15 protein-coding genes are annotated in these 21,912 nt (G+C 46.5%); 8 read left to right on the top strand and 7 right to left on the bottom strand.

Annotated features, from left to right (window positions below; genetic code table 11):
* Positions 1–21: 21 nt before the first annotated feature.
* The 6 genes from ACQQ6X_RS23510 to ACQQ6X_RS23485 all read left to right on the top strand — a co-directional run bounded on the left by ACQQ6X_RS23510 (position 22) and on the right by ACQQ6X_RS23485 (position 9,988).
* Positions 22–1,587 carry a response regulator transcription factor gene (locus tag ACQQ6X_RS23510; RefSeq protein ID WP_305167278.1) on the top strand — a complete coding sequence of 522 codons (1,566 nt, stop codon included), beginning with the start codon at positions 22–24 and terminating at the stop codon, positions 1,585–1,587.
* Positions 1,588–1,630: 43 nt separating this feature from the next.
* Complete coding sequence (locus tag ACQQ6X_RS23505; protein WP_305167277.1) at positions 1,631–3,445, top strand: cache domain-containing sensor histidine kinase; 1,815 nt, start codon at positions 1,631–1,633, stop codon at positions 3,443–3,445.
* Between the two features lie 334 nt (positions 3,446–3,779).
* Positions 3,780–5,072, top strand: coding sequence for an ABC transporter substrate-binding protein (locus ACQQ6X_RS23500; protein WP_305167276.1), 1,293 nt, complete (start codon positions 3,780–3,782; stop codon positions 5,070–5,072).
* Between the two features lie 101 nt (positions 5,073–5,173).
* Positions 5,174–6,070 (top strand): carbohydrate ABC transporter permease, encoded by an 897-nt coding sequence (locus tag ACQQ6X_RS23495; RefSeq protein WP_013368915.1) that lies wholly within the window; start codon positions 5,174–5,176, stop codon positions 6,068–6,070.
* Positions 6,067–6,891, top strand: coding sequence for a carbohydrate ABC transporter permease (locus tag ACQQ6X_RS23490; protein ID WP_305167275.1), 825 nt, complete (start codon positions 6,067–6,069; stop codon positions 6,889–6,891). Before ACQQ6X_RS23495 ends, ACQQ6X_RS23490 begins: the two co-directional genes overlap by 4 nt.
* Before the next feature lie 52 nt (positions 6,892–6,943).
* Positions 6,944–9,988 carry a glycoside hydrolase family 2 TIM barrel-domain containing protein gene (locus tag ACQQ6X_RS23485; protein WP_305167274.1) on the top strand — a complete coding sequence of 1,015 codons (3,045 nt, stop codon included), beginning with the start codon at positions 6,944–6,946 and terminating at the stop codon, positions 9,986–9,988.
* A 161-nt stretch (positions 9,989–10,149) separates the two neighbouring features.
* Here ACQQ6X_RS23485 and ACQQ6X_RS23480 read toward each other — a convergent pair whose 3' ends face one another.
* The 3 genes from ACQQ6X_RS23480 to ACQQ6X_RS23470 form a co-directional block, all read right to left on the bottom strand.
* On the bottom strand, positions 10,150–11,037 hold the full coding sequence (locus tag ACQQ6X_RS23480) for a GNAT family N-acetyltransferase (RefSeq protein WP_305167273.1): 888 nt from the start codon (positions 11,035–11,037) through the stop codon (positions 10,150–10,152).
* A gap of 164 nt (positions 11,038–11,201) precedes the next feature.
* Positions 11,202–12,140 carry a YwqG family protein gene (locus ACQQ6X_RS23475; RefSeq protein WP_305167272.1) on the bottom strand — a complete coding sequence of 313 codons (939 nt, stop codon included), beginning with the start codon at positions 12,138–12,140 and terminating at the stop codon, positions 11,202–11,204.
* A 117-nt stretch (positions 12,141–12,257) separates the two neighbouring features.
* Positions 12,258–13,151: an AraC family transcriptional regulator gene (locus ACQQ6X_RS23470; protein WP_305167271.1), complete on the bottom strand. Its 894-nt coding sequence runs from the start codon at positions 13,149–13,151 to the stop codon at positions 12,258–12,260.
* A 129-nt stretch (positions 13,152–13,280) separates the two neighbouring features.
* Here ACQQ6X_RS23470 and ACQQ6X_RS23465 point away from each other — a divergent pair, with 129 nt between their 5' ends.
* Positions 13,281–15,539: a glycoside hydrolase family 127 protein gene (locus ACQQ6X_RS23465; protein ID WP_305167270.1), complete on the top strand. Its 2,259-nt coding sequence runs from the start codon at positions 13,281–13,283 to the stop codon at positions 15,537–15,539.
* Between the two features lie 115 nt (positions 15,540–15,654).
* Here ACQQ6X_RS23465 and ACQQ6X_RS23460 read toward each other — a convergent pair whose 3' ends face one another.
* Positions 15,655–16,758 (bottom strand): RDD family protein, encoded by a 1,104-nt coding sequence (locus ACQQ6X_RS23460; protein WP_305167268.1) that lies wholly within the window; start codon positions 16,756–16,758, stop codon positions 15,655–15,657.
* Between the two features lie 22 nt (positions 16,759–16,780).
* Positions 16,781–17,653 (bottom strand): LysR family transcriptional regulator, encoded by an 873-nt coding sequence (locus ACQQ6X_RS23455; protein ID WP_305167267.1) that lies wholly within the window; start codon positions 17,651–17,653, stop codon positions 16,781–16,783.
* Between the two features lie 135 nt (positions 17,654–17,788).
* Between ACQQ6X_RS23455 and ACQQ6X_RS23450 the strand changes: the two genes are divergently transcribed.
* Positions 17,789–18,778: a zinc-binding dehydrogenase gene (locus ACQQ6X_RS23450; RefSeq protein WP_305167266.1), complete on the top strand. Its 990-nt coding sequence runs from the start codon at positions 17,789–17,791 to the stop codon at positions 18,776–18,778.
* A gap of 86 nt (positions 18,779–18,864) precedes the next feature.
* Here ACQQ6X_RS23450 and ACQQ6X_RS23445 read toward each other — a convergent pair whose 3' ends face one another.
* Both ACQQ6X_RS23445 and ACQQ6X_RS23440 read right to left on the bottom strand, forming a co-directional pair.
* Complete coding sequence (locus tag ACQQ6X_RS23445; RefSeq protein WP_305167265.1) at positions 18,865–20,256, bottom strand: MATE family efflux transporter; 1,392 nt, start codon at positions 20,254–20,256, stop codon at positions 18,865–18,867.
* A 276-nt stretch (positions 20,257–20,532) separates the two neighbouring features.
* Positions 20,533–21,903 (bottom strand): MFS transporter, encoded by a 1,371-nt coding sequence (locus ACQQ6X_RS23440; protein ID WP_305167263.1) that lies wholly within the window; start codon positions 21,901–21,903, stop codon positions 20,533–20,535.
* Between the last annotated feature and the right edge of the window lie 9 nt (positions 21,904–21,912).

The following is a 21,912-nucleotide window of genomic DNA, read 5'->3' as shown; positions in this document are numbered from 1 at the left end:
ATAATTATGGAGAGTGCTGCCATGAATGAGCTATGCAACATTTTGATTGTAGATGATGAGATATTGGTACGGCAAGGGATCAAACATCATTTGTCGTGGGAGCAATACGGATTTCGAATTGTAGGTGAAGCCTCCAATGGGAAAGAAGCCCTGGAGCTGATTGAAGCCTTGCGTCCTCATATTGTCATTACAGATATCGTAATGCCGATCATGGACGGCGAAGAGCTGACACGCATCGTCAGACAGAACTATCCAGATATCGAAGTCATTGTGCTCAGCAGTTACGGCGAGTTTAACTACGTGCGCTCCACCTTTCAGCAAGGAGTGGCTGACTATATTTTGAAGCCCAAGCTGGACACAGATGAGCTGCTTCAGGTGCTCCAGCGAACGGCCCGCAAAATTCCATCCATTCAGTATCAGGAAGATGCTGGTGGTAATCAAATTACGATAGACCATGTGATTGAAAAATTGATCTCCGGCTATAGCATAGATTATGACGCTGAGCTGCTGAAGCAAGCATTTCCTTATACCCGTTTTGCGCTCATAGGCATAGAACAGTCGGCACAGCAGAATACAGTGCGCTCTACCACTACCTCTGCTTCGGACCTATTTCCCAAGCTTACAGATCGAGTAGCCTCTGCCTGTGGACACGTGGTTCTACGACAACTGCCATCTGATGTGTATGCGGCTGTCTTTTTAGCCAATCTGGAGCCGCGGGAATCAAACTCCTGGATGGCTGCAGTTAGAGAAGTGGCTCAAGATACGAAGCAGATTGATTCACAGACAGGCTGGGCGGTCAGTCATCTATTTGATGATTTTAATCAGATTAGCAATGTCTATCAGGATGAACTACCGAAGCTGCTAAGCTACCGCTTTTATTTCCCGGAGACAGCACTGCTCATAGAAGATGAACTCCCTCAGCCTGTTCAGGTAAACAGTTCGTTTAATTTAAAACAGTTTACGGAAGAGATGAAGCGCGAGCATTTTGAGACAGCTTTTCAGGATTTAAGATCCTATGTAGCGGCCATGTCCGGCAACTATACCTCTACCGCTTTTGAGTTCAAGTCACTGCTCGGAAATATCGTGTTCAACATTACGATTTTGCTCGGGAATCAGGGTTATGATATGAAGGAACTGGATGCGGCCAAATATTCCTATTTCAAAAAAATTAATGATGCCCCTCATGTACATGAAGCCGTGCGGTTGCTGGAGACTTTTTTGGAGGAAGCGAACAGGCAGATCATGGCCAAAACACAGCAAGCAAGTAGTGCAGGCATGAAAAAACTGCTGGAGTATATCGAGGAACATCATGCTGAAACACTCAATTTGACGACACTCGGGCAATATTTCCATTTCAATCCCTCTTATTTGTCCAGTTATTTTACGGCACATCATACAGAGGGGTTTAGCGAGTATCTGAACAAAATTCGGGTTGAAAAGGCTGCTGAATTACTGCGGTCGGGTACGCTGCCCATTTCAGATATTAGCAGTACAGTAGGCTATTCGGACCCCAGCTATTTTACTAAAGTGTTCAAGAAACTGAAGGGGTACTCGCCCAGCCAGTACCGCCGGGAGCATCTCCATTAGAGAGCAAGCGCATATCTGCGAGCAGAAAAGAGATAGATAGCATATGAAAAGATATATTCACAAGATCAAATATCAAGGTCTGTTCTTCAAAATCTTTATTGTTATGGTGGTCAGCATCACGGCGGTGTCCTTGCTGACCTCTTTGGTGACGATTCGAATGTCTGAACGACTCTTCGCTGAAACATTCAGTATTACGAATGCCAAGGTGCTCAGCCAGATTCAGTCCAGCTTTGAATCCTTCAATGACTCTATCGTGAATGCTGTAACCCACGCTTCGGAAAATGGAACCGTCAAAAACTATTTGACTGGCGGCCAATCCGACTCGATTAATTCGGCAAGAATTTACTTTGGTATGGCACAACAAATGAAGCAAATTAAATCGAACGTCGATGCTTATGATGTCGGTGTCACTGTAACAGGCATGAACGGACGGAGCTTTTACTCCGATTCGTCCTATTGGCCTGTAAGTGCGGAACAGCTTAAAAGCAGTGCCATTACAGCCCGAAGCGTGGCACGACCTGCCCAGCTTATGTACCAGATGGATACGGAGTTGTTTCATCGACAAATGAATAGCACTACACAGAAGCCAACTCCCTATATTATCGCATCCAAAGTATTTATGGAGCGAACGAGCGGCACCGTGTACGGTATGATCTATATCGCTATCCGAGAACCGGAATTTCGGCGTTTTTATAACAATTTCACGAGTAACGGTAATGACGTGCTGATCTTGGACAAGACGGGACTGATTGTATCCAGCAACCGCCAGGACCTGATCGGACAGCGCTCTAGTGAGCTGCTGGGTTATGCCACCAAAATCAATGAACAGGGTCTGAACTATATTAATGCGGACGTGATGAATAAGGAGAGTATTGTCCTTTCCAACTATATTCCTTCATTTGATTTTTATCTGGTGAACATGATCGATAGACAAACCGCGATTGGGCAAATTATTGACGTTAAATCTGTGGTATGGATCTGCATCGCCATTGTACTGATTGCTTTGGTGATTGTTTTTCTCATTTCCCGCCGCCTGATCCGTTCACTGACTCGGCTGGTCAAGCAAATGTCGACGATACGCGAGAAAAATTTTGATAATTATATCCCGGTCACAGGCAGCTACGAGGTCAGACAATTAAGTCATGCTTACAACTACATGCTCGATGAACTAAATGATTATATTCGCAAGCTTTTAGAAACGCAAAAAGGCCAACGAAATGCCGAACTTGCTGCACTACAACGACAGATTAATCCACATTTTCTGTACAATACATTGGCTTCCATAAAAATGCTAGTGCTCAAGGGAAACAAGGAAACCGCCGCCGAGACGATTAATGCACTCATTTCCCTGCTGCAAAATACCATCAGCAATGTGAGCGAAACGATCACTATCGATCAGGAAATGGCCAACATGCAAAATTATGTATTTATTAATCATGTGCGCTACGGGCAGCGAGTACAAGTGAACTATTTTGTATCACCCGATTGTCTGGAGTATCATGTGCCCAAGCTCATCATTCAGCCTTTTATTGAAAACTCTTTTTTCCATGCATTTAATGAGAAAAATACAGGGAACATCTATATTCTGGTGTCCAAAACGGAGGATACTTTGATCTGTGAGGTGGTTGACGATGGAGACGGTATGGATTTGGATGGGCATACAGCGCAAGACGGACTGCCGAATCCTAAGAGCAAACGCCAACTATTTACGGGCATCGGCATCCAGAATGTACACAACCGCATTACCCTTCTGTATGGAGAAGAATATGGGGTGACCATCTCCAGCAAGAAGGGCGAGGGCACCAAAGTTAGAATGACCCTGCCACTGATCGTAAAACCCGCCCCTCCTACTTCATAAAAAATATAGACTGAACTAAACAAAGAAGGTGGAACAAGAACGGAGTGGGCGGAATGGTGCTGTACGCGATGGGAAACGCCATCCGGTCGCGCAGTGGCGCTTCGTGAACAACTTTAGTTCAGTCTATAAAAAATACCTAAACCTAAAGAAAGTACAAATGTAAGCGGTGCCTTTTTGGATAAATCATAATAATAAGACCAATCTGTATAAAGATATTCCTAACTGCCAGCAAAGCAAGGATGATAAACTAAATTCATAAACAAGGTAACCGCTTTCAAGAGAAGTTTTACATCATGGTTAGCCACATATAAAAAAAGAGTAGGGGTTGAATAAAATGAAAAAAATGTCTTTCCTTCTGCTGATTGCAAGCTTGATCTTGCTCTCCGCATGCTCCAGCAATTCTGAAAAAGCAGCTACTACGACTACAGATTCAGGCAAGAAAGAAATTACAGTCTGGGCTTGGGACCCGAACTTTAATATCGCAGCCCTGAAGCTGGCAAAAGATCGCTATGTTGCCAAACATCCAGATGTAACCGTAAACATTGTTGAATATGCTCAAAACGACATCGTACAAAAAATGAATGCTGGCCTCAACTCTGGTTCTACCAAAGGATTGCCGAACGTGGTCCTGATCGAGGATTACCGTGCACAGAACTTCCTGCAGGCTTATCCAGATTCTTTCCATGATATGAGCAGCACGATCAAAGCCTCCGACTTCGCTGATTATAAAATCGGGCCGACCAGCTTCAACGGCAAGCAGTACGGAGTTCCTTTCGACTCTGGTGTGATGGGATTGTATGTAAGAACCGATTATTTGGAACAAGCCGGCTACAAAGTGGCAGACCTGACCAATATTGATTGGGACAAATTTATTGAAATCGGTAAAGCTGTAAAACAAAAAACAGGCAAAGATATGCTGACTCAAGATCCGAATGACCTCGGTCTGATCCGTGGTATGATCCAATCTGCAGGTTCTTGGTACCTGAAGGAAGACGGCAAAACACCAAACCTGGCTGGTAACCCAGCTCTAAAAGAAGCACTCTTAACGTACAAAGCCTTGTTCGACGCCAACATTGTTAAAATGAATGCCGACTGGAGTCAGTTCCTGGCCGCGTTCAACAGCGGTGCAGTTGCTTCCGTACCTACAGGTAACTGGATTACACCTTCGATTAAGGCTGAAGCTTCGCAATCCGGTAAATGGGCTGTTGTTCCTTTCCCTAAACTGAAAAATATACCTGAATCCGTGAATGCTTCCAGCCTCGGCGGCAGCTCCTGGTATGTCCTCAACTCGGACGGTCAAGATACCGCTGCTGATTTCCTGAAAGAAACATTTGGTTCCGATCCGGAGCTGTATCAAGATATGCTGAGCAAAATCGGAATTGTCGGTTCATTGAACGCAGCTTCCAGCGGTAAAGCTTACGACGTGGAAGATGCTTACTTCGGTGGCGACAAAGTATACAAGAAGTTTGCTGATTGGACTAAACAAGTTCCAAAAGTCAATTACGGCCTGCACACGTATGCCATTGAGGACATCATGACCGTTGAAATTCAAAACTACCTGAACGGAAAAGATGTAGACACAGTTCTGAAGGACGCTCAAGGACAAGCGGAAGCACAGCTTAAATAAGACAGTCCATCTAGCCAAGGCTAAACAATAAAACGATAAGCACTTAAAACCTTGGGCTTGCGAGTTCAAGGTTTTATTGCTGCATAGGGAGTTGACATGGTATGAAAACAGCCGCGCCCAAAATGACTACAACACGTCTTAAAGCAGGTATGACAGGATGGTTGTTCATATCCATCGCAGTAATCATGATTGCCGCTTTTTATTTTTATCCGATGATTCAGGCGCTCATCTTATCCTTTAAGACGGGTACAGGTTCTAATCTGAGCTTTAACGGCATTGATAACTACAAGCGTCTGTTCACCGACAAAATGTTCATCACCGCCGTGAAAAACACGTTTATCTACTTAATTTTCCAAGTACCTTTAATGGTCATTCTGGCTCTGTTTATTTCCGTATTGTTGAATGATAAAAACCTCAAATTCAAGGGCTTTTTCCGCACCGCCATCTTCTTGCCGTGTATCACATCCCTTGTAGCCTATTCGGTTGTTTTCAAGTATCTGTTCTCATCTGACGGTTTGGTGAACTCCTTATTGCTGAATCTGCACGTGATTGGCACGCCAATCCAATGGATTACAGATCCTTTCTGGGCCAAAGTAACGATTATTATCGCGATCACATGGCGCTGGACCGGGTACAATATGATCTTTTACCTGTCGGGTCTTCAGAACATTGATAGTTCTATCTACGAAGCAGCCCGTATTGACGGAGCTTCCCCGATTCGGCAGTTTTTCAGCATTACCGTTCCATTGCTTAAGCCAATTATCCTGTTCACCTCGATTACATCGACGATTGGTACACTCCAGCTCTTCGATGAAATTATGAATATTACCAAAGGTGGTCCAGGTAACGCCACATCTTCTATTTCGCAATATATCTATAATCTGTCCTTCAAGTATTCATCCGACTTTGGTTATGCAGCGACCGTATCTTATTCCATCGTCATTATGATCATTATCTTGTCGATTATCCAGTTTAAAGTGGCAGGTGAGAAAAAATGATGAAAACAAAAAGAGCATTTACGTACGCCTTTCTGATTCTTGTGTCATTCATTTCGATTTTTCCGTTCCTGTGGATGGTATCCAGCTCCACGAATCTCTCGGTCGATGTGACCAAAGGCAAGCTTCTGCCGGGCTCCCATCTGATGGATAACATGCACAATCTGCTTGAACAAGTAGACATCGTAACAGCACTGAGCAATTCTGCAAAGGTTTCCATTTCAACGACGTTGCTGGCTATGCTCATTGCATCATTGGCTGGCTATGGCTTTGAAATTTACAGAAGCAAAGCAAAAGATGTGGTCTTCAATATCCTGCTGATGTCGATGATGATTCCGTTTGCGGCCATCATGATCCCGCTTTACCGGATGTTCGGCGGCATTTCTAATGTGATACCGTGGATCGGCATTGATACACTCTCTTCGGTCGTTATTCCGACCGTAACTACGGCGTTCCTGATCTTCTTTTTCCGTCAGAGTACCAAGATGTTTCCCAAGGATCTACTGGAAGCCGGTCGTATGGATGGATTATCCGAGCTGGGTCTGTTCTTCCGGGTGTATATGCCTACGATGAAAACAACCTACGCCGCTGCCGCGATCATTACATTCATGTCCAGCTGGAACAACTATCTCTGGCCTCTGATTGTGCTGCAAACGCCGGAAAATCAAACCATCCCGCTGTTGATCTCGAACCTTGGCTCCAGCTATGCGCCAGACTACGGCGTGATCATGATCGCCATTGTTCTGTCCACACTGCCGACTGCACTGGTATTCTTCCTGATGCAGAAGCATTTTGTTGCAGGTATGGTCGGCTCGGTAAAATAACAGATTGCTATGTACGGCCTTCATTCAATTTTAAAAATAAGGAGTGTTCGCCTTGACCATTCATACCCCTAGTTTGGACTGGCTCACCGATGTGACCAAGTTCGCGGTAAATCGTTTGCCAGCCTATTCCGATCACAAATATTACGCTACGCTTCAGGAAGCAGAGCACCAGGCCGATATGGCCTGGCGCCACAGCCTGAATGGGAGCTGGAAGTTCAACTATGCGACGAATCCAGCCACTCGCCCAGCAGAATTCTATGCCCCCGACTTTGAGCATGGCGGCTGGAGCGATATTCAGGTGCCGGGTCATATTCAGACGCAAGGCTTCGGCCAAATGCAGTACGCCAATACAATGTACCCATGGGACGGACATTCGGATGTTCGCCCGCCTCATATTCCACAAGACCACAATCCGGTCGGCAGCTATATCAGAAGCTTTGTTTTGCCCGAAAATATGGCTTCTGACACGCAGCCTGTGTTCATTTCTTTTCAAGGCGTCGAGTCAGCCTTCTATGTATGGCTGAACGGGCAATTTGTCGGCTATAGCGAGGACAGCTTTACACCGTCTGACTTTGAGCTAACCCCCTACCTGCAAGCTGGCGAAAACAAGCTGGCGGTCGAGGTATATCAAAGAAGCACAGGAGCTTGGCTGGAAGATCAAGATTTCTGGCGTTTTTCAGGTATTTTCAGAGACGTATATCTGTATACGATCCCTACTGTTCACGTACGCGACCTTCATGCCAAGGCCGATCTGGATGCTACCTACACACAGGGCTTGCTAGAATTGAAGCTGACTTTGGAACAACCAGCAACAGCCCATACAACTGTCGATGTGAAGGATGCTGCTGGTCATATCATAGCTTCCTTAAAAGCTGACTTTACAGATGGCACCGCTTCATTGTCGGCTACCTTGGAGCAAGTAGAGCGCTGGAGCGCGGAAAAGCCTTATTTATATACGTTGTTCATTCAAATTTATGATGCCGATGGAATACTTGTCGAGGTGATCTCACAAAAGGTCGGCTTCCGCAAATTCGAGATGGTGAACAGGGTCATGCATCTGAACGGCAAACGCATCGTCTTTAAAGGTGTAAACCGCCATGAATTTAACGCTCGTACCGGACGTGCGATTTCCCGTGAAGATATGCTGTGGGATATTCGGACACTCAAGCAGAACAATATGAATGCTGTACGTACCTCTCATTATCCGAATCAGACGCTGTGGTATGAGCTGTGCGATGAGTACGGGATATACGTGATTGACGAAATGAACCTGGAAACACATGGTTCGTGGCAAAAGCTCGGCGCGGTCGAGCCTTCGTGGAATATTCCGGCCAATCTGCCTGAGTGGCAGGATATCGTTATGGATCGTGCTATTTCCATGCTGGAGCGGGACAAAAACCATGCATCCATTCTGATCTGGTCCTGCGGAAATGAGTCGTATGCAGGTGAAGTGCTGCGCAATGTCGCCAACTATTTCCGGTCCACCGATCCGAGCCGTTTGGTGCACTACGAAGGTGTGTTTCACAATCGTACGTACGATGATATCAGCGATATGGAGAGCCGCATGTACGCCAAGCCTGCAGATATTGAGCAATACTTGAACGATAACCCACATAAGCCGTATATCAGTTGTGAATACATGCATGCGATGGGCAATTCCGTAGGCGGCATGCACAAGTATACCGAGCTGGAGAACAAATATGAGCTGTACCAAGGCGGTTTCATTTGGGATTATATTGATCAGGCGGTCATGAAAAAAGATCGCTATGGACGCGAGTACCTGGCAATCGGCGGTGACTTTGACGACCGTCCAACAGACTATGGATTCTGTACGGACGGGATTGTCTATGCAGACCGGAAGGTTTCACCGAAGATGCAGGAGGTCAAATTCCTGTACCAAAATCTGAAGCTTACCCCGGATCAGCGCGGCGTAACCATTCGTAACGAGAACCTGTTCGAGGGCACGGGGGAATACGAGCTGGTGTACAGCCTGCTGCATGAGGGTCAAGAGATCGCACGAAATGTAAGTCCTGTGGATGTGGCGGCTCAGACCGAAGCCTATATTCCACTGACGTTCCCAAGTACGGACGGGAAGCCCGGAGAATATGTCATTCACACGGCGCTTGTACTGAAGGAAGCAACGCTCTGGGCTGAGGCTGGTCATGAAGTAGCCTTCGGACAGCATATTTTCATTGTGGAAGATCCAAGTCCGCTGAAAGCCCCAACAGGTGAAGCCCTACGAGTGGTGCATGGCGATGTCAATATCGGCGTTCACGGTATGGATTTTACCATCATGTTCTCCAAAGGAGCAGGCAGCCTGACCTCACTTCGCTACGCTGGACGTGAGATGATCGCTACGCCTCCTGCTCCGCTGTTCTGGCGGGCGACCACAGACAATGATCGGGGAACCGCACTTGGCTTTGAAGCTGGCGGCTGGTTCGCTGCAAGTCTGACACGTAAATGCGTGGGCATCGAGGTCACGGAAGAGCAGACAGACCGTGTGACCGTTACGTTCCGCTACACCCTAAGCATTCATGCCGACGCACAGGTAACGGTAGCCTACACCGTCTTGGCGGATGGTAGTCTGAACGTAAAATCCACCTATGAAGGAGTATCAGGGCTGCCTAACCTGCCGATCTTTGCCCTTTCGTTCAAGGTTCCGGCGGACTATCGCCATCTGGACTGGTATGCGATGGGACCGGAGGAGAATTACATCGACCGGGCCTTCGGCGCGAGACTCGGCGTATTCCGCAACGAGGCTGCGGATAACGTGTCCGGGTATGTCGTGCCACAGGAATCCGGCAACCGTACAGGCGTGCGTCGGGTCGATATTACCGACGATTCCCAGCGAGGTATTCGCATTACCGCACCTGCCACCGCACCAGTGGAATGCAATATTTCACCGTATACAGCGTTTGAGCTGGAAAGTGCAGGCCATCTGTATGAGCTGCCCAATGTGTATTACACCGTTGTCACCGTAGCTGGCAAGCAAATGGGCGTAGGCGGCGACGACAGCTGGGGCGCTCCGGTGCATGAGGAATATCAAATTCCGGCCGGTCAAAAGCTGGAATTTGAGTTTACCGTGCAGCGGGTATAAATAAACTCACCGTATAGACAAGTATATGTAATAAAAGCCCTTCCGCTGCTTCCCTGATGGGAAGCCGGAAGGGCTTTAGCATTTTTTCATTCCAATCGTACTGTCAGCAGAAATAAAATCCTAGACTGTCGCTGTTCCATTAAACAACGTGTCCCGCTAGTTTAATGCTTTAAATTGTTTTCGAGAGCCTGCATAGAGGTCACATAGTAATTAAACTCGGAAGCTACCACAAACCCTATGGATTGATAGAGATTCAGCGCACGTCTATTGCTTGTCACGACTGCCAGGCGAATTATAGAACATTTCCGCTCCAGTATAAGTTGGACTGCACCAACAAGAATTTTTCGACCGAATCCTTTACCTTGTTGAGATGGAAGGACACATAAGTCATGTATTACAGCAGTATCCCTATTCAGGTAATTCACTCTTATCATCCCTATGAGTGTAAGACTGTCTAAAGCAATGTAACTCATTCGTTCAGGTTCTTTCGTACGAGCAAAGTAGCTTCTAGTCCAAGACTCCGAATCTCCAAAAGCTTGTGATGAACAAGTGACCATAAAACCCAAATCCCGTTCTTCCGCTGATCGCAAGATTATGTCCGTACCCTGTAGCATATCCTCTTTTAATTGTGTTAAACTCATTAAAAATTCCGACGTACGGAAGCTTGCCCCTAAATGCTTAATAAATTCAAGCCCTGGTTGTGAATTGGATGGGACTCGAAAGCGGCAGGATTGAATTAGCTTTGTTTGCATTTCGAACATCGCACGTTTCAGCAGAGCATTGAATACACCTTGACGTCGAAAGTCTGGGTGAACCATCCCGTTCACATTAGCTTCAGTTCCATCAGAAGTATACCAACTAATAAAACCAATTAACTTATTATTGAAAAAGCATAAGTAAGCCTCGTCTCCGGCTATGGCTTTAAGACTTTCTACGCCCACCCTTAAACCGGAGCTGTCATAGGTCCTGCAAATTTGCTCCAGCGTTCGAACACGTTCGATTTCAGCGTTTGAGAAATCCTTCATTTTGCTAATTTGATATTCTTGCATGTAGTGTTGACCCTCATGAAGAAGGAAATACGCAGTCTATGGACGAGTAGGCGCTATCCTTCTAAAATCTGTCCACTTATTCATGTTTACCATTGTGACCGCCTCCTGATGATGAATAACTCGCAGTTCCAGCATTTAAGTATAGGCAACCCTGCTGCACCTGGCTAGCTTGTAGCCAGATTAACATACGTTCGCGTGAAATCAAGGTTTTGCAGGTCTCTTTGATCTATAAAAAATTCCAAATACCCTGCGTCCCACCAGCACATACCGACCTCATCCAAAGAAGAAACCGAGAGCAGAACATGCCAATTTTCCGAAGCTAGATCGTGCTGTTTCCGGTTCGCCTGGTATTCTTGCAGCTGAGGCAGCACTTCGGATCGCAAATGCTCCGCATACTCCGCACTTCCCCTATGCATAGCTTGCTCGGCTTCCTTATGGATCTGATCCTCACTCTTATGCCAATTAAACAGTAGTTCCTTTAGCCCGTTTCGGCACAGATAAGCATCGCGCCGAGTGTTCCCGGCAAAAGACTGATGCTGCCCCCACACCGTGTCGCTATGTTCATATAGAAGCTCATACAGCTCTTCATGCTCATCTAGCAGAATATCTCCCAGCTCACCCTCCGATGGCAGCGTCAAGATCGGCTGAAAAGAAATAGCATACGAGGTGAAACCCCTGTTCTCAGCACATACTTCAACCTTCCCGGTCGGCGGTAAGGTTCTCTTCAAAGCGTTGCTGTCACCATTATAGTAAAAGACTTTATGGTCAATATCATAAGCTGGCTCATCCAGCCCAAGAAAAAAGTATAATATGCCCTGATGAGGCAACCCCTCGTATGGGGAAAAAGGCATTTCACCCAAATTGATTTGAGCAATAAACGTATAATATTCTCCATCTGAATCACACGGCCACTCGATCGAGGGTGGCAAATCCGGGTAGCCCGCAATTCGGCTATTGCCAACACGCTCGTAATTTTCCTCATGCTCTAGATGAAATTGTATAGCAGCTTGAGCTTCCTGATTGATCTCTTTTTTTAATTCTTCATCAAGTGAATGCTCTTCGAGTATTCGAGTCAGTTCATCCCTTAATGGTGGTTGCAGCATCTGGGCTCGCCCCTTTTATCAAAGAATTATGTATTGATTGCTCTCATTTAATCTCTCTTAAATCAGATTATCAAATTATAGTCTGATAAGCTATGCCTGCCATGAAGCGGAAATGGACTAGACATTGTTCATAAATGTTTTGTGATAGGCATTCCGATACTGTGAAGGAGTCATATGGACGCTCTCTTTAAACAATCGCATAAAATACTTCTCATCGCTGTATCCTGCTTCTTCCGCCACCTGCTTAATGCTCATATCTGTACGGGAAATCAATTCCTTAGCTTTGTTGATTCGAATGCTGTGAATGAACTCCAAGGGACGCATGCCTGTATTTTGCTTGAACAAGCGAGATATGTAATCCTTGTTGTAATTGAACTTGCGAGCCAGATCGGATACGGTCAGCGGTTCTTCAGCATGAATTCGAGTCCACTCGATAATCTTGTTTATGCTCACATTCCCTTGCGAATGGACGGGATTGGAGATCAAGCGACTGAGAGCCAGTTCAGAGATCTCGATCAACAGTGAGGTGAACAAATAATTCGCACTGTGATACGTAAGATAATGCGAGTTGGCAACATGCAAAATCTGATTGACGATAATATGAATCCGATCTCCGTTATCGGCCTGTACACTTTGCGGCAAATAGATATCGCGCATCACGCCATGACGTTGCATAAGCCCGTCCATAACACTTGTTTCCTGCTTCATCTCCTCATTAGATAATACATTCGGGGTCGCTGGAGCATCGAAATGAAACCAATAAAATTTAACCCCCGGCAAAGACTCCTGGTATCCTCGGTGCGTACGACCGGGGTACAGCAATAGAATATCCCCTTCCCCTATTTCAAAATTCTCCTGTTCCTCCTGTATATATACCGTCTCTTGGACACCAAGGATCAACTCAAAGTTCTCAATGGAACGGCTCATATGCTTCCATGGCACCTCGGAAACGAACTCGCCTGCCGAGATCAGCTGGATCGGAGTATCTACATTCACTTTCAGATAGGTCATGTTATTTCCTCCTTTGGTTCAGCTCGGATTTGTCCACCTATTGTATGGTTAAGCTACTGACATACCACGGTTGCAATGCTAAGGTAGTGGAGAAATATACACTTTCATCTTAGCTAAGGAGCGATGATTTTGAAAGCACAAGCTTTTGACTTGCATAAAGTAAGCATTGATTCCGGCCCACTTCACCACGCTATGGAGCTGAATGCAACCTATCTGCTGAGCTTGGAACCTGACCGTTTATTGTCGCGTTTTCGTGAATATGCGGGACTGGAGCCCAAGGCCGCTCACTATGAAGGCTGGGAAGCACGCGGCATCAGTGGACATACACTCGGTCACTACCTGTCTGGCTGTTCGCTAATGTTTGCCTCCACAGGCGACAAAAGATTGCTGGAACGAGTAAACTATGTGATTGACGAACTGGAAATATGCCAAAACAGTCATGGAAACGGATACATTTCCGGCATCCCGCGCGGAAGGGAAATTTTCGAGGAGGTTAAAGCCGGGGATATCCGCTCCCAAGGTTTTGACCTTAACGGAGGCTGGGTTCCGCTATATACGATGCACAAGCTCTTCGCAGGCTTGCGTGATGCCCACCTGCTCGCTCATCATCCCAAAGCTTTAGCGATGGAAATCAAACTCGGCGACTGGCTGGCGAATGTATTTCAAGGGCTGAACGATGAGCAGGTGCAACAGGTGCTTCATTGCGAGTTTGGCGGCATGAACGAAGTGCTGACCGATCTGGCGGAACATTCCGGGGAAAAGCGCTTTTTGAACCTAGCGGAACGCTTTTATCATGGAGAAGTGCTGAATGATCTGGCAGACGGACGTGATACGCTGGCAGGAAGACATGCCAATACACAAATTCCTAAGGTCATTGGTGCAGCACGGCAGTTTGAAATGACAGGCAAACCTCTATATGCGGACCTCTCCCGCTTTTTCTGGGATCGGGTGGTTCACAAACATTCCTACGTGATTGGCGGCAATAGCTATAATGAGCATTTTGGCGAACCTGGCAAGCTGAATGATCGTTTGGGCGAAGGTACCTGTGAAACCTGCAACACCTATAATATGTTGAAATTGACAAGACATATGTTTGAGTGGGACGCTTATGCGGCCTATGCCGACTACTATGAACGAGCGATGTTCAATCATATTTTGGCTTCACAGCAGCCTGTCGATGGACGGGTGTGCTATTTTGTATCCCTCGAAATGGGTGGACACAAGTCCTTTAATTCTCAATATGACGATTTTACATGCTGCGTGGGGTCCGGTATGGAGAGTCACTCTATGTACGGCACGGCGATTTATTTTCATACATTAAACACACTCTATGTCAATCAGTATGTCCCTTCTACCTTGACGTGGGATGAGATGGATGTACAGCTCAAACAAGAAACTCTCTTTCCGCAAAATGGGCAAGGAACGCTGCGTGTCATAAGCAAGGAGCCCAAGCTCTTCACGATTAAGCTAAGATGCCCTCATTGGGCGGAGCAGGGAATGAAGATTAAGATCAACGGAGAAGAGTATGCCGCAGAGGCTTGTCCTACCAGTTATATTGTCATTGAACGGGAATGGAACGACGGGGATACGGTCGAGTACGATATTCCTATGACAGTAAGAGTTGAAGAAATGCCGGATAATCCGCGCCGAATTGCATTGATGTACGGCCCGCTTGTGCTGGCTGGAGATCTGGGTCCTATTGAACAGGAGTTCAATGAGGAACGTCTGCTGGCATCTGTTCTGATCGGATCGGCCGATTCCCTGACAACCAAGCTGATTGCTGACAGGAGCGAGCCGAATACATTCCATCTAAGCGATCTGGGTTATATCGGAGACTTGCAGCTTCGTCCGTTTTACCAGGTCTATGACCGTTCCTATACCGTCTATTGGGATCTCTTTTCCAAGGAGGAATGGGCAGCAACAGAGGCAGAATACCGCACTGCGTTAGCGTACCAGCTTGAGCTGGAGCGACTTACAGTCGACGTTGTGCAGCCTGCCGAAATGCAGCCGGAACGGGATCATTCCTTCACTGGAGAACACGTAGGCCTAGGGTCCATTTATAATCGCAAATATCGCGACACATGGCCTGGGGGCTGGTTCTCTTTTGTCATGAAGGTTCTCCCGGATGAGCCTGTCCAGTTGGCGGTCACTTATCTGAAGGACTTGAGCCGCTCTCATCGCGACTTTGACATCACTGCCGATGGTCAGAATTTAGGAGAAGGCAAGCTGGAATCCGAGGAAATGAGTAAATTCGAGACGTTTACCTATGAGCTGCCTCTGTCTGTGACGAGCCAAAAGCGTGAAGTTACGATTCGATTCACAGCCCAGCCACAAGGCAAGGTAGCGAAGGTGGCCGGATTGCGAGTGATCAGACATTCTATTGTATGATCAAATGATCTATATAAATCTACTATAGCGCCGCCACGCAGGCGGATAGTGCTTCGCTTGTACAGCACTATTCCGCCTGCTCCGTTTTGATGTTAGTGGCTGCTTCATGTTCGCTTTACATCATATTCATTTCACGGAAACTGTCTCTAATCTTGCGCAGCTCTTGCTGTGCTCGGCCATATCGGGAAGCGTAGGTCCAAGCAAGCACTTGATGATAATGCGAAGGGGTTTCGATGGTGGTCACATTATACATAACCGGAATCCCGTCCACTTCTCCTTTTAGGGTGAATTCAATGGCTGGGTATCCATTCACCGCCCTGTCAGAAGCGCTCCCCAATTCGGGGTCCGTAATTTCTGACACCAAATGATCTTCAATAATCCCTTTATATTCTTGAAGGGTCATACTGCTGTCAAAGTCGCTTTTCGGTTCAGACAATACCATCAAATATCTATCGGTGAATTCATTTTTAATGGAAATATCCGCTTCCTGATTCATCGAGTTATCTCGTGACCAATTCCACGGAGCCGTAACTGCAAACTGATTATCCTTACTGGTAAATACCTCAGGCTTCACGATTTGAGCAATGAGCGTAGAAATTAAGGACACCGCAAAAACAACCGAAATGATCGTCATCAGGATGATTGCCCCTGCAAAAATCCCGGTTTTCTTTTGGCTCACCTTCCCCAAATCCCGTGTCCTAACTACATATGTATTGGCAGCCATATCTCCAATCCGTTGTTTCCGAGGTGTCACCAGCACACATATACCGGCAGGCAGCCCCCAGAAAAGCAGCGGATTTGTATCCACCATTTGTATGAGTGTACGGATCAACGATTTAATCATGCCTGGCGGCCTTCCTTCTCCATTCACGACCTGAATACGAAGTACAAACTTGCCCAGCGTATAGCCCGTAAGTCCTTCCAGCAACAGATAATAACAGAAAGAGCCAACCATGAAGAGAATCACTACCATACCCATATTGGGGCTTTCTGTTTCAGCTACTTTTTTCGCTATAAAATAGACCAGCCCTCCATACCCAAAAACGATAAGAATGAAGTCAATCATCCAGGCGGCCCATCTTCTGAAAAAGATGGAGGACCCGTATGTCTGCGATAATGACGCCATCTTATCCGGTTCTCGTCGATGGTAGCCGCCATTCCTCATAGGTTCTCCCGACGCTGATGCAGGTGGACTTTTCGATAAATTAATTTCTTCCAAATGATACACCCCTGATGTCAATTTAATCCCAGTTTAGTATAGCATCCTTTTTCATCCAGTGGAGCAAGCCTGACAGCGCACTAGAGTATACCGAATCCCGCCGATGAACAAACCACACCTCTAATTTACGATAGGTTTCGGGTAAACGATGTGAAGCAATCCTTCCCGTCTCCCTCGCCTTTGCAATTGATGAGTGTGGAAGCATAGATACCCCCAGACCAGAGGCTACACCACCCAAAATAACTTCCAATGTCCCGAATTCCATAATCTGATACGTATCCACACCTGCATCGCTCAGAAAGCTCTCCGCTCTTGCCCGATGTGTGCAGCCTACATCGAAGAATAGCATAGGCTTGGCAAGCAGCTTGCTCATATCGCTTTCTCCCGGTTCCGAAATAAGCACCAACTCCTCTTCAAAAGCCGCCACATGCTCTATATTCGGATCATCGACAGGACCATAGACGAATGCCCCATCTAATTCGTAATTTAGTACCTTTTGTACAAGAGCATGCGTCCCCCCGGTCATCAGCGATAGCTGCACATCAGGGTACTGAGCGTAATATCCCGGCAATAAAGTCGTTAGATGCGTAACCGCAGTCGTCTCAATCGAGCCCAATCGCAACGGTCCCGCAGGCTGGTCCGAATATTGGGTAGACTTCTCTGCCTCGTCGAGCAAGGTCAGTATGGATTCTGCATACTCCAGCAGATTCTCTCCTGCCGACGTTAGCGTCATTCCGCGATTAGATCTGCGAAATAGCGGCACGTTCAATTGTGCCTCAAGCTGCTGAATCCGCGAGGTTACATTGGACTGGACATAGTTCAACACTTGCGCAGCCTTTGTGATACTGCCTTCGCGAGCAACCGCCCGAAAAATTTTCAAATCACTGCTTTCCATATATACATCACCTGCTTGGTATGATCATTTATGATATTGACGTTCGATTTTGTTCATTTTACTGGATGCCTGCCGCTCTGTACAATTCAAAGTACATGCAAATGCATCTAAAACCCGACCACAGGAGGCTTTAAAATGAAAGCTGTAATCCATACTGACAAAAACGGCCTTGAGGGCCTGATGTATAAGGACGTTACGGACAGACAACCAGGACATGGCGAAGTGGAGGTCAGACTCAAAGCTGCAGGCTTGAACCATCGGGATCTGTTCCTCATGGCGGATCGAACCGCCAACGATGCTCCACTCATTCTCGGATCGGATGGAGCAGGCGTGATCGAAGCTGTAGGCGCTGGCGTTCCAACCTCGCTGGTAGACACTGAAGTAATCATCAATCCATGTATCGGATGGGAGAAAACACGCCACGTTCCCTTGGTTCCTGCCATTCTGGGCGGTCCTTCAGACGGGACATTGGCCGAATCGGTTATCATTCCCGCTCAAAATGCCGTCAGCAAGCCAGCTTACCTGTCTTGGGAAGAGGCAGGGGTACTGCCTCTGTCTGCCTTGACCGCTTTCCGCGCGCTCTTCACTAGAGGCCAACTACAGCAGGGGGACCATGTCCTCATCCCCGGTATTGGCGGCGGGGTAGCCACGTATGCCATGCTTATGGCCTTAGCGGCGGGTGCACGAGTCAGCGTCACATCACGCAGCGAAGCAAAACAACAAGCTGCCCTCACCCATGGCGCTCATCATGCATTCAACAGTGATAGCGATTGGAAAGAAAGCATGAACGGAGACACCGTGGATCTGATCCTCGACAGCATCGGACCCGCTACGTTCGACAAATATCTGGATGTCATCAAACCGAATGGTCGGATCGTTACATTTGGCGCAAGCTCAGGTGATCAGATAGAGATTCCGCTTCGTTCCATATTTTTTCCACAGATCAGCATCATCGGTACCTCTATGGGCAGCAGCGAGGAATTCGCAGACATGCTCCAATTCATGGAGCGCCATTCCCTTCATCCCATTATAGATAGCGTCTTCCCTCTACAAGAGACAGCGCAAGCCTTTTACCATATGCAGCAGGGAGCACAGTTAGGCAATATAGGGATTAGAATGGAATAAAGCGTACGTAACTTTAAACCTCTATAAAAAAATCCACTACTATAAAGCACCTCATTCCGAGGTCAATTTTATAGTAGTGGACCTATTCAGTCGATCAAACGATGCTGGACCCATTTGCTGCCGCGGAAGCGCCAGAGGAAAACGATCCCCCGCACACCCCATTCAATATCCATGGCCAGCCAGACACCCACAATCCCCAAGTTGAACACAATGCCCAAGACATACCCGAGCACTACCCGACACAACCACATGGACAGCATCGAGGTGAGGGACGTAAATTTGGAATCCCCCGCCGCCCTAAGTGCAGAGGGTGTAATAAAGGCGATGGACCAGAGTGGAATCTGGGCCAGCGTATTAATCAGCATGACCATAAAAATGTCATCTACAATTTCAGCAGGTGGATGAAACAGCCCCACCATCGGCTTGAACAAAGGCATTAGGATTAGTCCCATTACAATAAACGAAGCGGACGACAGCCAAATAAACGATTTGGTAAACTTGCGGGCATCGTGTACATTCCGCCGTCCCATGCATTGACCAACCACGGTCACAATCGTAAGAGCCAATGCATTCGCAGGAATTTGGAACACGTTAGCCAGGGAGGAGCAAATAGCATTCGTCGCCAATGCATTGGTCCCCAGGCTCACAATGAAAATTTGAGTTAAAATTTTACCTCCATTGAAAAACATCTGTTCCGCTGCAAAAGGAAGACCAATAAACAGGATCTTTTTAAGCATGGCCAGATTAAAATAAAGCATATCTCTAAGCTGAACACGCAGGTCGTCATCCACCCTGACCAAATAGATCAACGCGCAGGCAGCCCCTGCATATCTGGACACATTCACTGCAATCGTCATGCCCAGCACACCCATATCCAACAAATTAATAAACACGACATTCAGCAGCACGTATGAAAAGTTCATGATAAGCGAGAGAGCCAGCGACGCCCTCGTCTTGCCGATCCCTCTCAGCGCTCCACATACGGCCTCAACGATCGCAATTCCCACAAAAGATATACAGCTTCCCAGTAGATATGCCTTGCCGTTAGCCAATACATCAGCCGAAGCGGAGCCAAACAGGACGCTTAAAATGGGATTGTACAACAGGATCATAAACAGACTGATGCATAAGGCCAACAAGGAAACGGAGGATATCGTACCGGAGGTTGCTTTAGAGACCATAAGGTCATTACCGCTCCCCTTATACTGCGCCACAACAACCGTACCCCCGGTAGACACAGCCACAAACACATTAATTAGAAAAATATTTAATGAATCAATCATATTTACAGCACTGACCGCCGCCATCCCCGACGAGCTGATCATGGCTGTGTTGACCAAATTAAGACCCACGATAAAAGCCTGATCAATCAGAAGCGGGATAAACAGGGCAATAATCTGCCGATAATCAATGGACTCTCCTGAAAAATGCCGATTCAGAAAGCCATGCGTTCTCATCCTTACACTTAGTTGACTCATATCATCACATTCTTTTTTTCAAATTGAAAAAAACCCTTCAACAGAAGAGTCTTTCATGGCGAAAAAATGTATAAAGTTGCAAGGCTAGATGTCTCTGGCTCTTGATTCTGTACACTTTTCTCTACATAGAAGTATCACTCTAAAAGAAAATTCTGTCAATGGCTTTACTCACATTTAAATAGAAAAAAACTTCAAAACCTGCTTTCTGAGCTGAGCAGGTTTTGAAGCAGGATTATACTATCCCCTGGTGTGTATAATCCTTTGTTAAGAGAACAATCATGATCTTCTCGCAATTAAATCTTGCTGAATAGAAGCCTCATTCTTTTCGAATTTCTTATAGAAAGACATAGGAATAATTCCGATCAAGAAGACGATAAACGGCAGCCAGATGAAGCTGAACTGAATGCCAGACAAAGCAGTCGGGGTTTGGACCTTTCCGGCAATATAACCTGTGCTATCCATCACCCATGCTGGCAATAATCCGCCAATTCCGCTACCTGCCTTAATACAGAATGCGCTTCCAATGGAAGTCAGGAATCCACTTGCCCGAATTCCATTTTTCCATTCCCCATAATCAACCGTATCGGACAACATGGCAAATGGCATCGAACACGCAAAGCCTGATCCTAATGCACCAATGATCCAGCCCGCAATAATAAGGGTTAAGTTTGTACTTCCCATTAAAATCACGACTTGACCTAGTGCAGCTAAGATCAATCCGATAATCATGATCGTATTTTTACTTAATTTTCTGGCAAACAACGGAATCAGGACCATGGAGATTAATTGCAAAGACGTCAATCCATTGATTAAAGGCACCAAGTCCTTACTGTCCAGATTGTATTGCAGATAAAAAATGAGCGTGGCAGAACGAATGTTCAAACCGATCCAGTAACACAGGTTAGCAGCTACAACGAGCATCCACGGCCAGTTTCGCTTGATAGCTGCAAAGCTTTTGGCAATCGGGACAGATTTCGTTTTTACAGCCGCATTTTCGCGTAAATCGGCAAACGCTATGAAAAACATAATAATCGCCATGATGCCAAATAAAACGAGTGTTAGAGAAAATCCCTTCTGGTCATTCCCCTGTCCAAAGAAGGCTACCAGAGGTAAAGTGAATGTGGTGGCGATGAAGAAGCCCACATTTCCCCCGACCATACGGAAAGAGTTCAAAACCACGCGTTCATTGGAATTGGTGCTCAGGTTAGGCAGAATAGATGTAATCGGTGTACTGATTCCCGTATACAGAATACCCGCTATGATATAAGTGATGGCCGCGTATGCAATTTTCCCCGATTCACTCCAATTGGGCGTCGTAAACGTAAGGACCATGAACACGGCAAACGGAACAGCTAACCATAGAAAATAAGGTCTGCTCTGGCCGTATTTCGATTTGGTCCGGTCAATCAGGATGCCCCAGATCGGGGCATCAATGGCATCGATAAAACGGGTGATAAATAGTAATGTCCCGGCAATCCCGATAGAAAGACCAAATACATCCGTATAAAAGTATAATAGATAGCTGGAAATGACACAGTATAGTAGATTGCCTGCCGTATCTGTTAACGAATAACTGATTTTACGATGAAAAGGAACGGTACTGGTTGCTTTCTCAGGTGGTTCCGTACTCACAATTCTCGTACTCATGATCTTTCC

The sequence above is a fragment of the Paenibacillus ottowii genome, assembly GCF_050516475.1.
Taxonomy (GTDB): domain Bacteria; phylum Bacillota; class Bacilli; order Paenibacillales; family Paenibacillaceae; genus Paenibacillus; species Paenibacillus ottowii.
The sequence above is the reverse complement of the archived record's forward strand: the minus strand, read 5'-3'. Positions and strand labels throughout refer to the sequence as shown.

What these genes read in the sequence shown, in the direction of transcription:
- ACQQ6X_RS23440 (WP_305167263.1), bottom strand. Translation starts at nt 21,903, where the DNA reads ATGAGTACGAGAATTGTGAGTACGGAACCACCTGAGAAAGCAACCAGT.
- ACQQ6X_RS23445 (WP_305167265.1), bottom strand. Translation starts at nt 20,256, where the DNA reads ATGAGTCAACTAAGTGTAAGGATGAGAACGCATGGCTTTCTGAATCGG.
- ACQQ6X_RS23480 (WP_305167273.1), bottom strand. Translation starts at nt 11,037, where the DNA reads ATGCAAGAATATCAAATTAGCAAAATGAAGGATTTCTCAAACGCTGAA.
- ACQQ6X_RS23510 (WP_305167278.1), top strand. Translation starts at nt 22, where the DNA reads ATGAATGAGCTATGCAACATTTTGATTGTAGATGATGAGATATTGGTA.
- ACQQ6X_RS23450 (WP_305167266.1), top strand. Translation starts at nt 17,789, where the DNA reads ATGAAAGCTGTAATCCATACTGACAAAAACGGCCTTGAGGGCCTGATG.
- ACQQ6X_RS23505 (WP_305167277.1), top strand. Translation starts at nt 1,631, where the DNA reads ATGAAAAGATATATTCACAAGATCAAATATCAAGGTCTGTTCTTCAAA.
- ACQQ6X_RS23495 (WP_013368915.1), top strand. Translation starts at nt 5,174, where the DNA reads ATGAAAACAGCCGCGCCCAAAATGACTACAACACGTCTTAAAGCAGGT.
- ACQQ6X_RS23475 (WP_305167272.1), bottom strand. Translation starts at nt 12,140, where the DNA reads ATGCTGCAACCACCATTAAGGGATGAACTGACTCGAATACTCGAAGAG.
- ACQQ6X_RS23455 (WP_305167267.1), bottom strand. Translation starts at nt 17,653, where the DNA reads ATGGAAAGCAGTGATTTGAAAATTTTTCGGGCGGTTGCTCGCGAAGGC.
- ACQQ6X_RS23490 (WP_305167275.1), top strand. Translation starts at nt 6,067, where the DNA reads ATGATGAAAACAAAAAGAGCATTTACGTACGCCTTTCTGATTCTTGTG.
- ACQQ6X_RS23470 (WP_305167271.1), bottom strand. Translation starts at nt 13,151, where the DNA reads ATGACCTATCTGAAAGTGAATGTAGATACTCCGATCCAGCTGATCTCG.
- ACQQ6X_RS23500 (WP_305167276.1), top strand. Translation starts at nt 3,780, where the DNA reads ATGAAAAAAATGTCTTTCCTTCTGCTGATTGCAAGCTTGATCTTGCTC.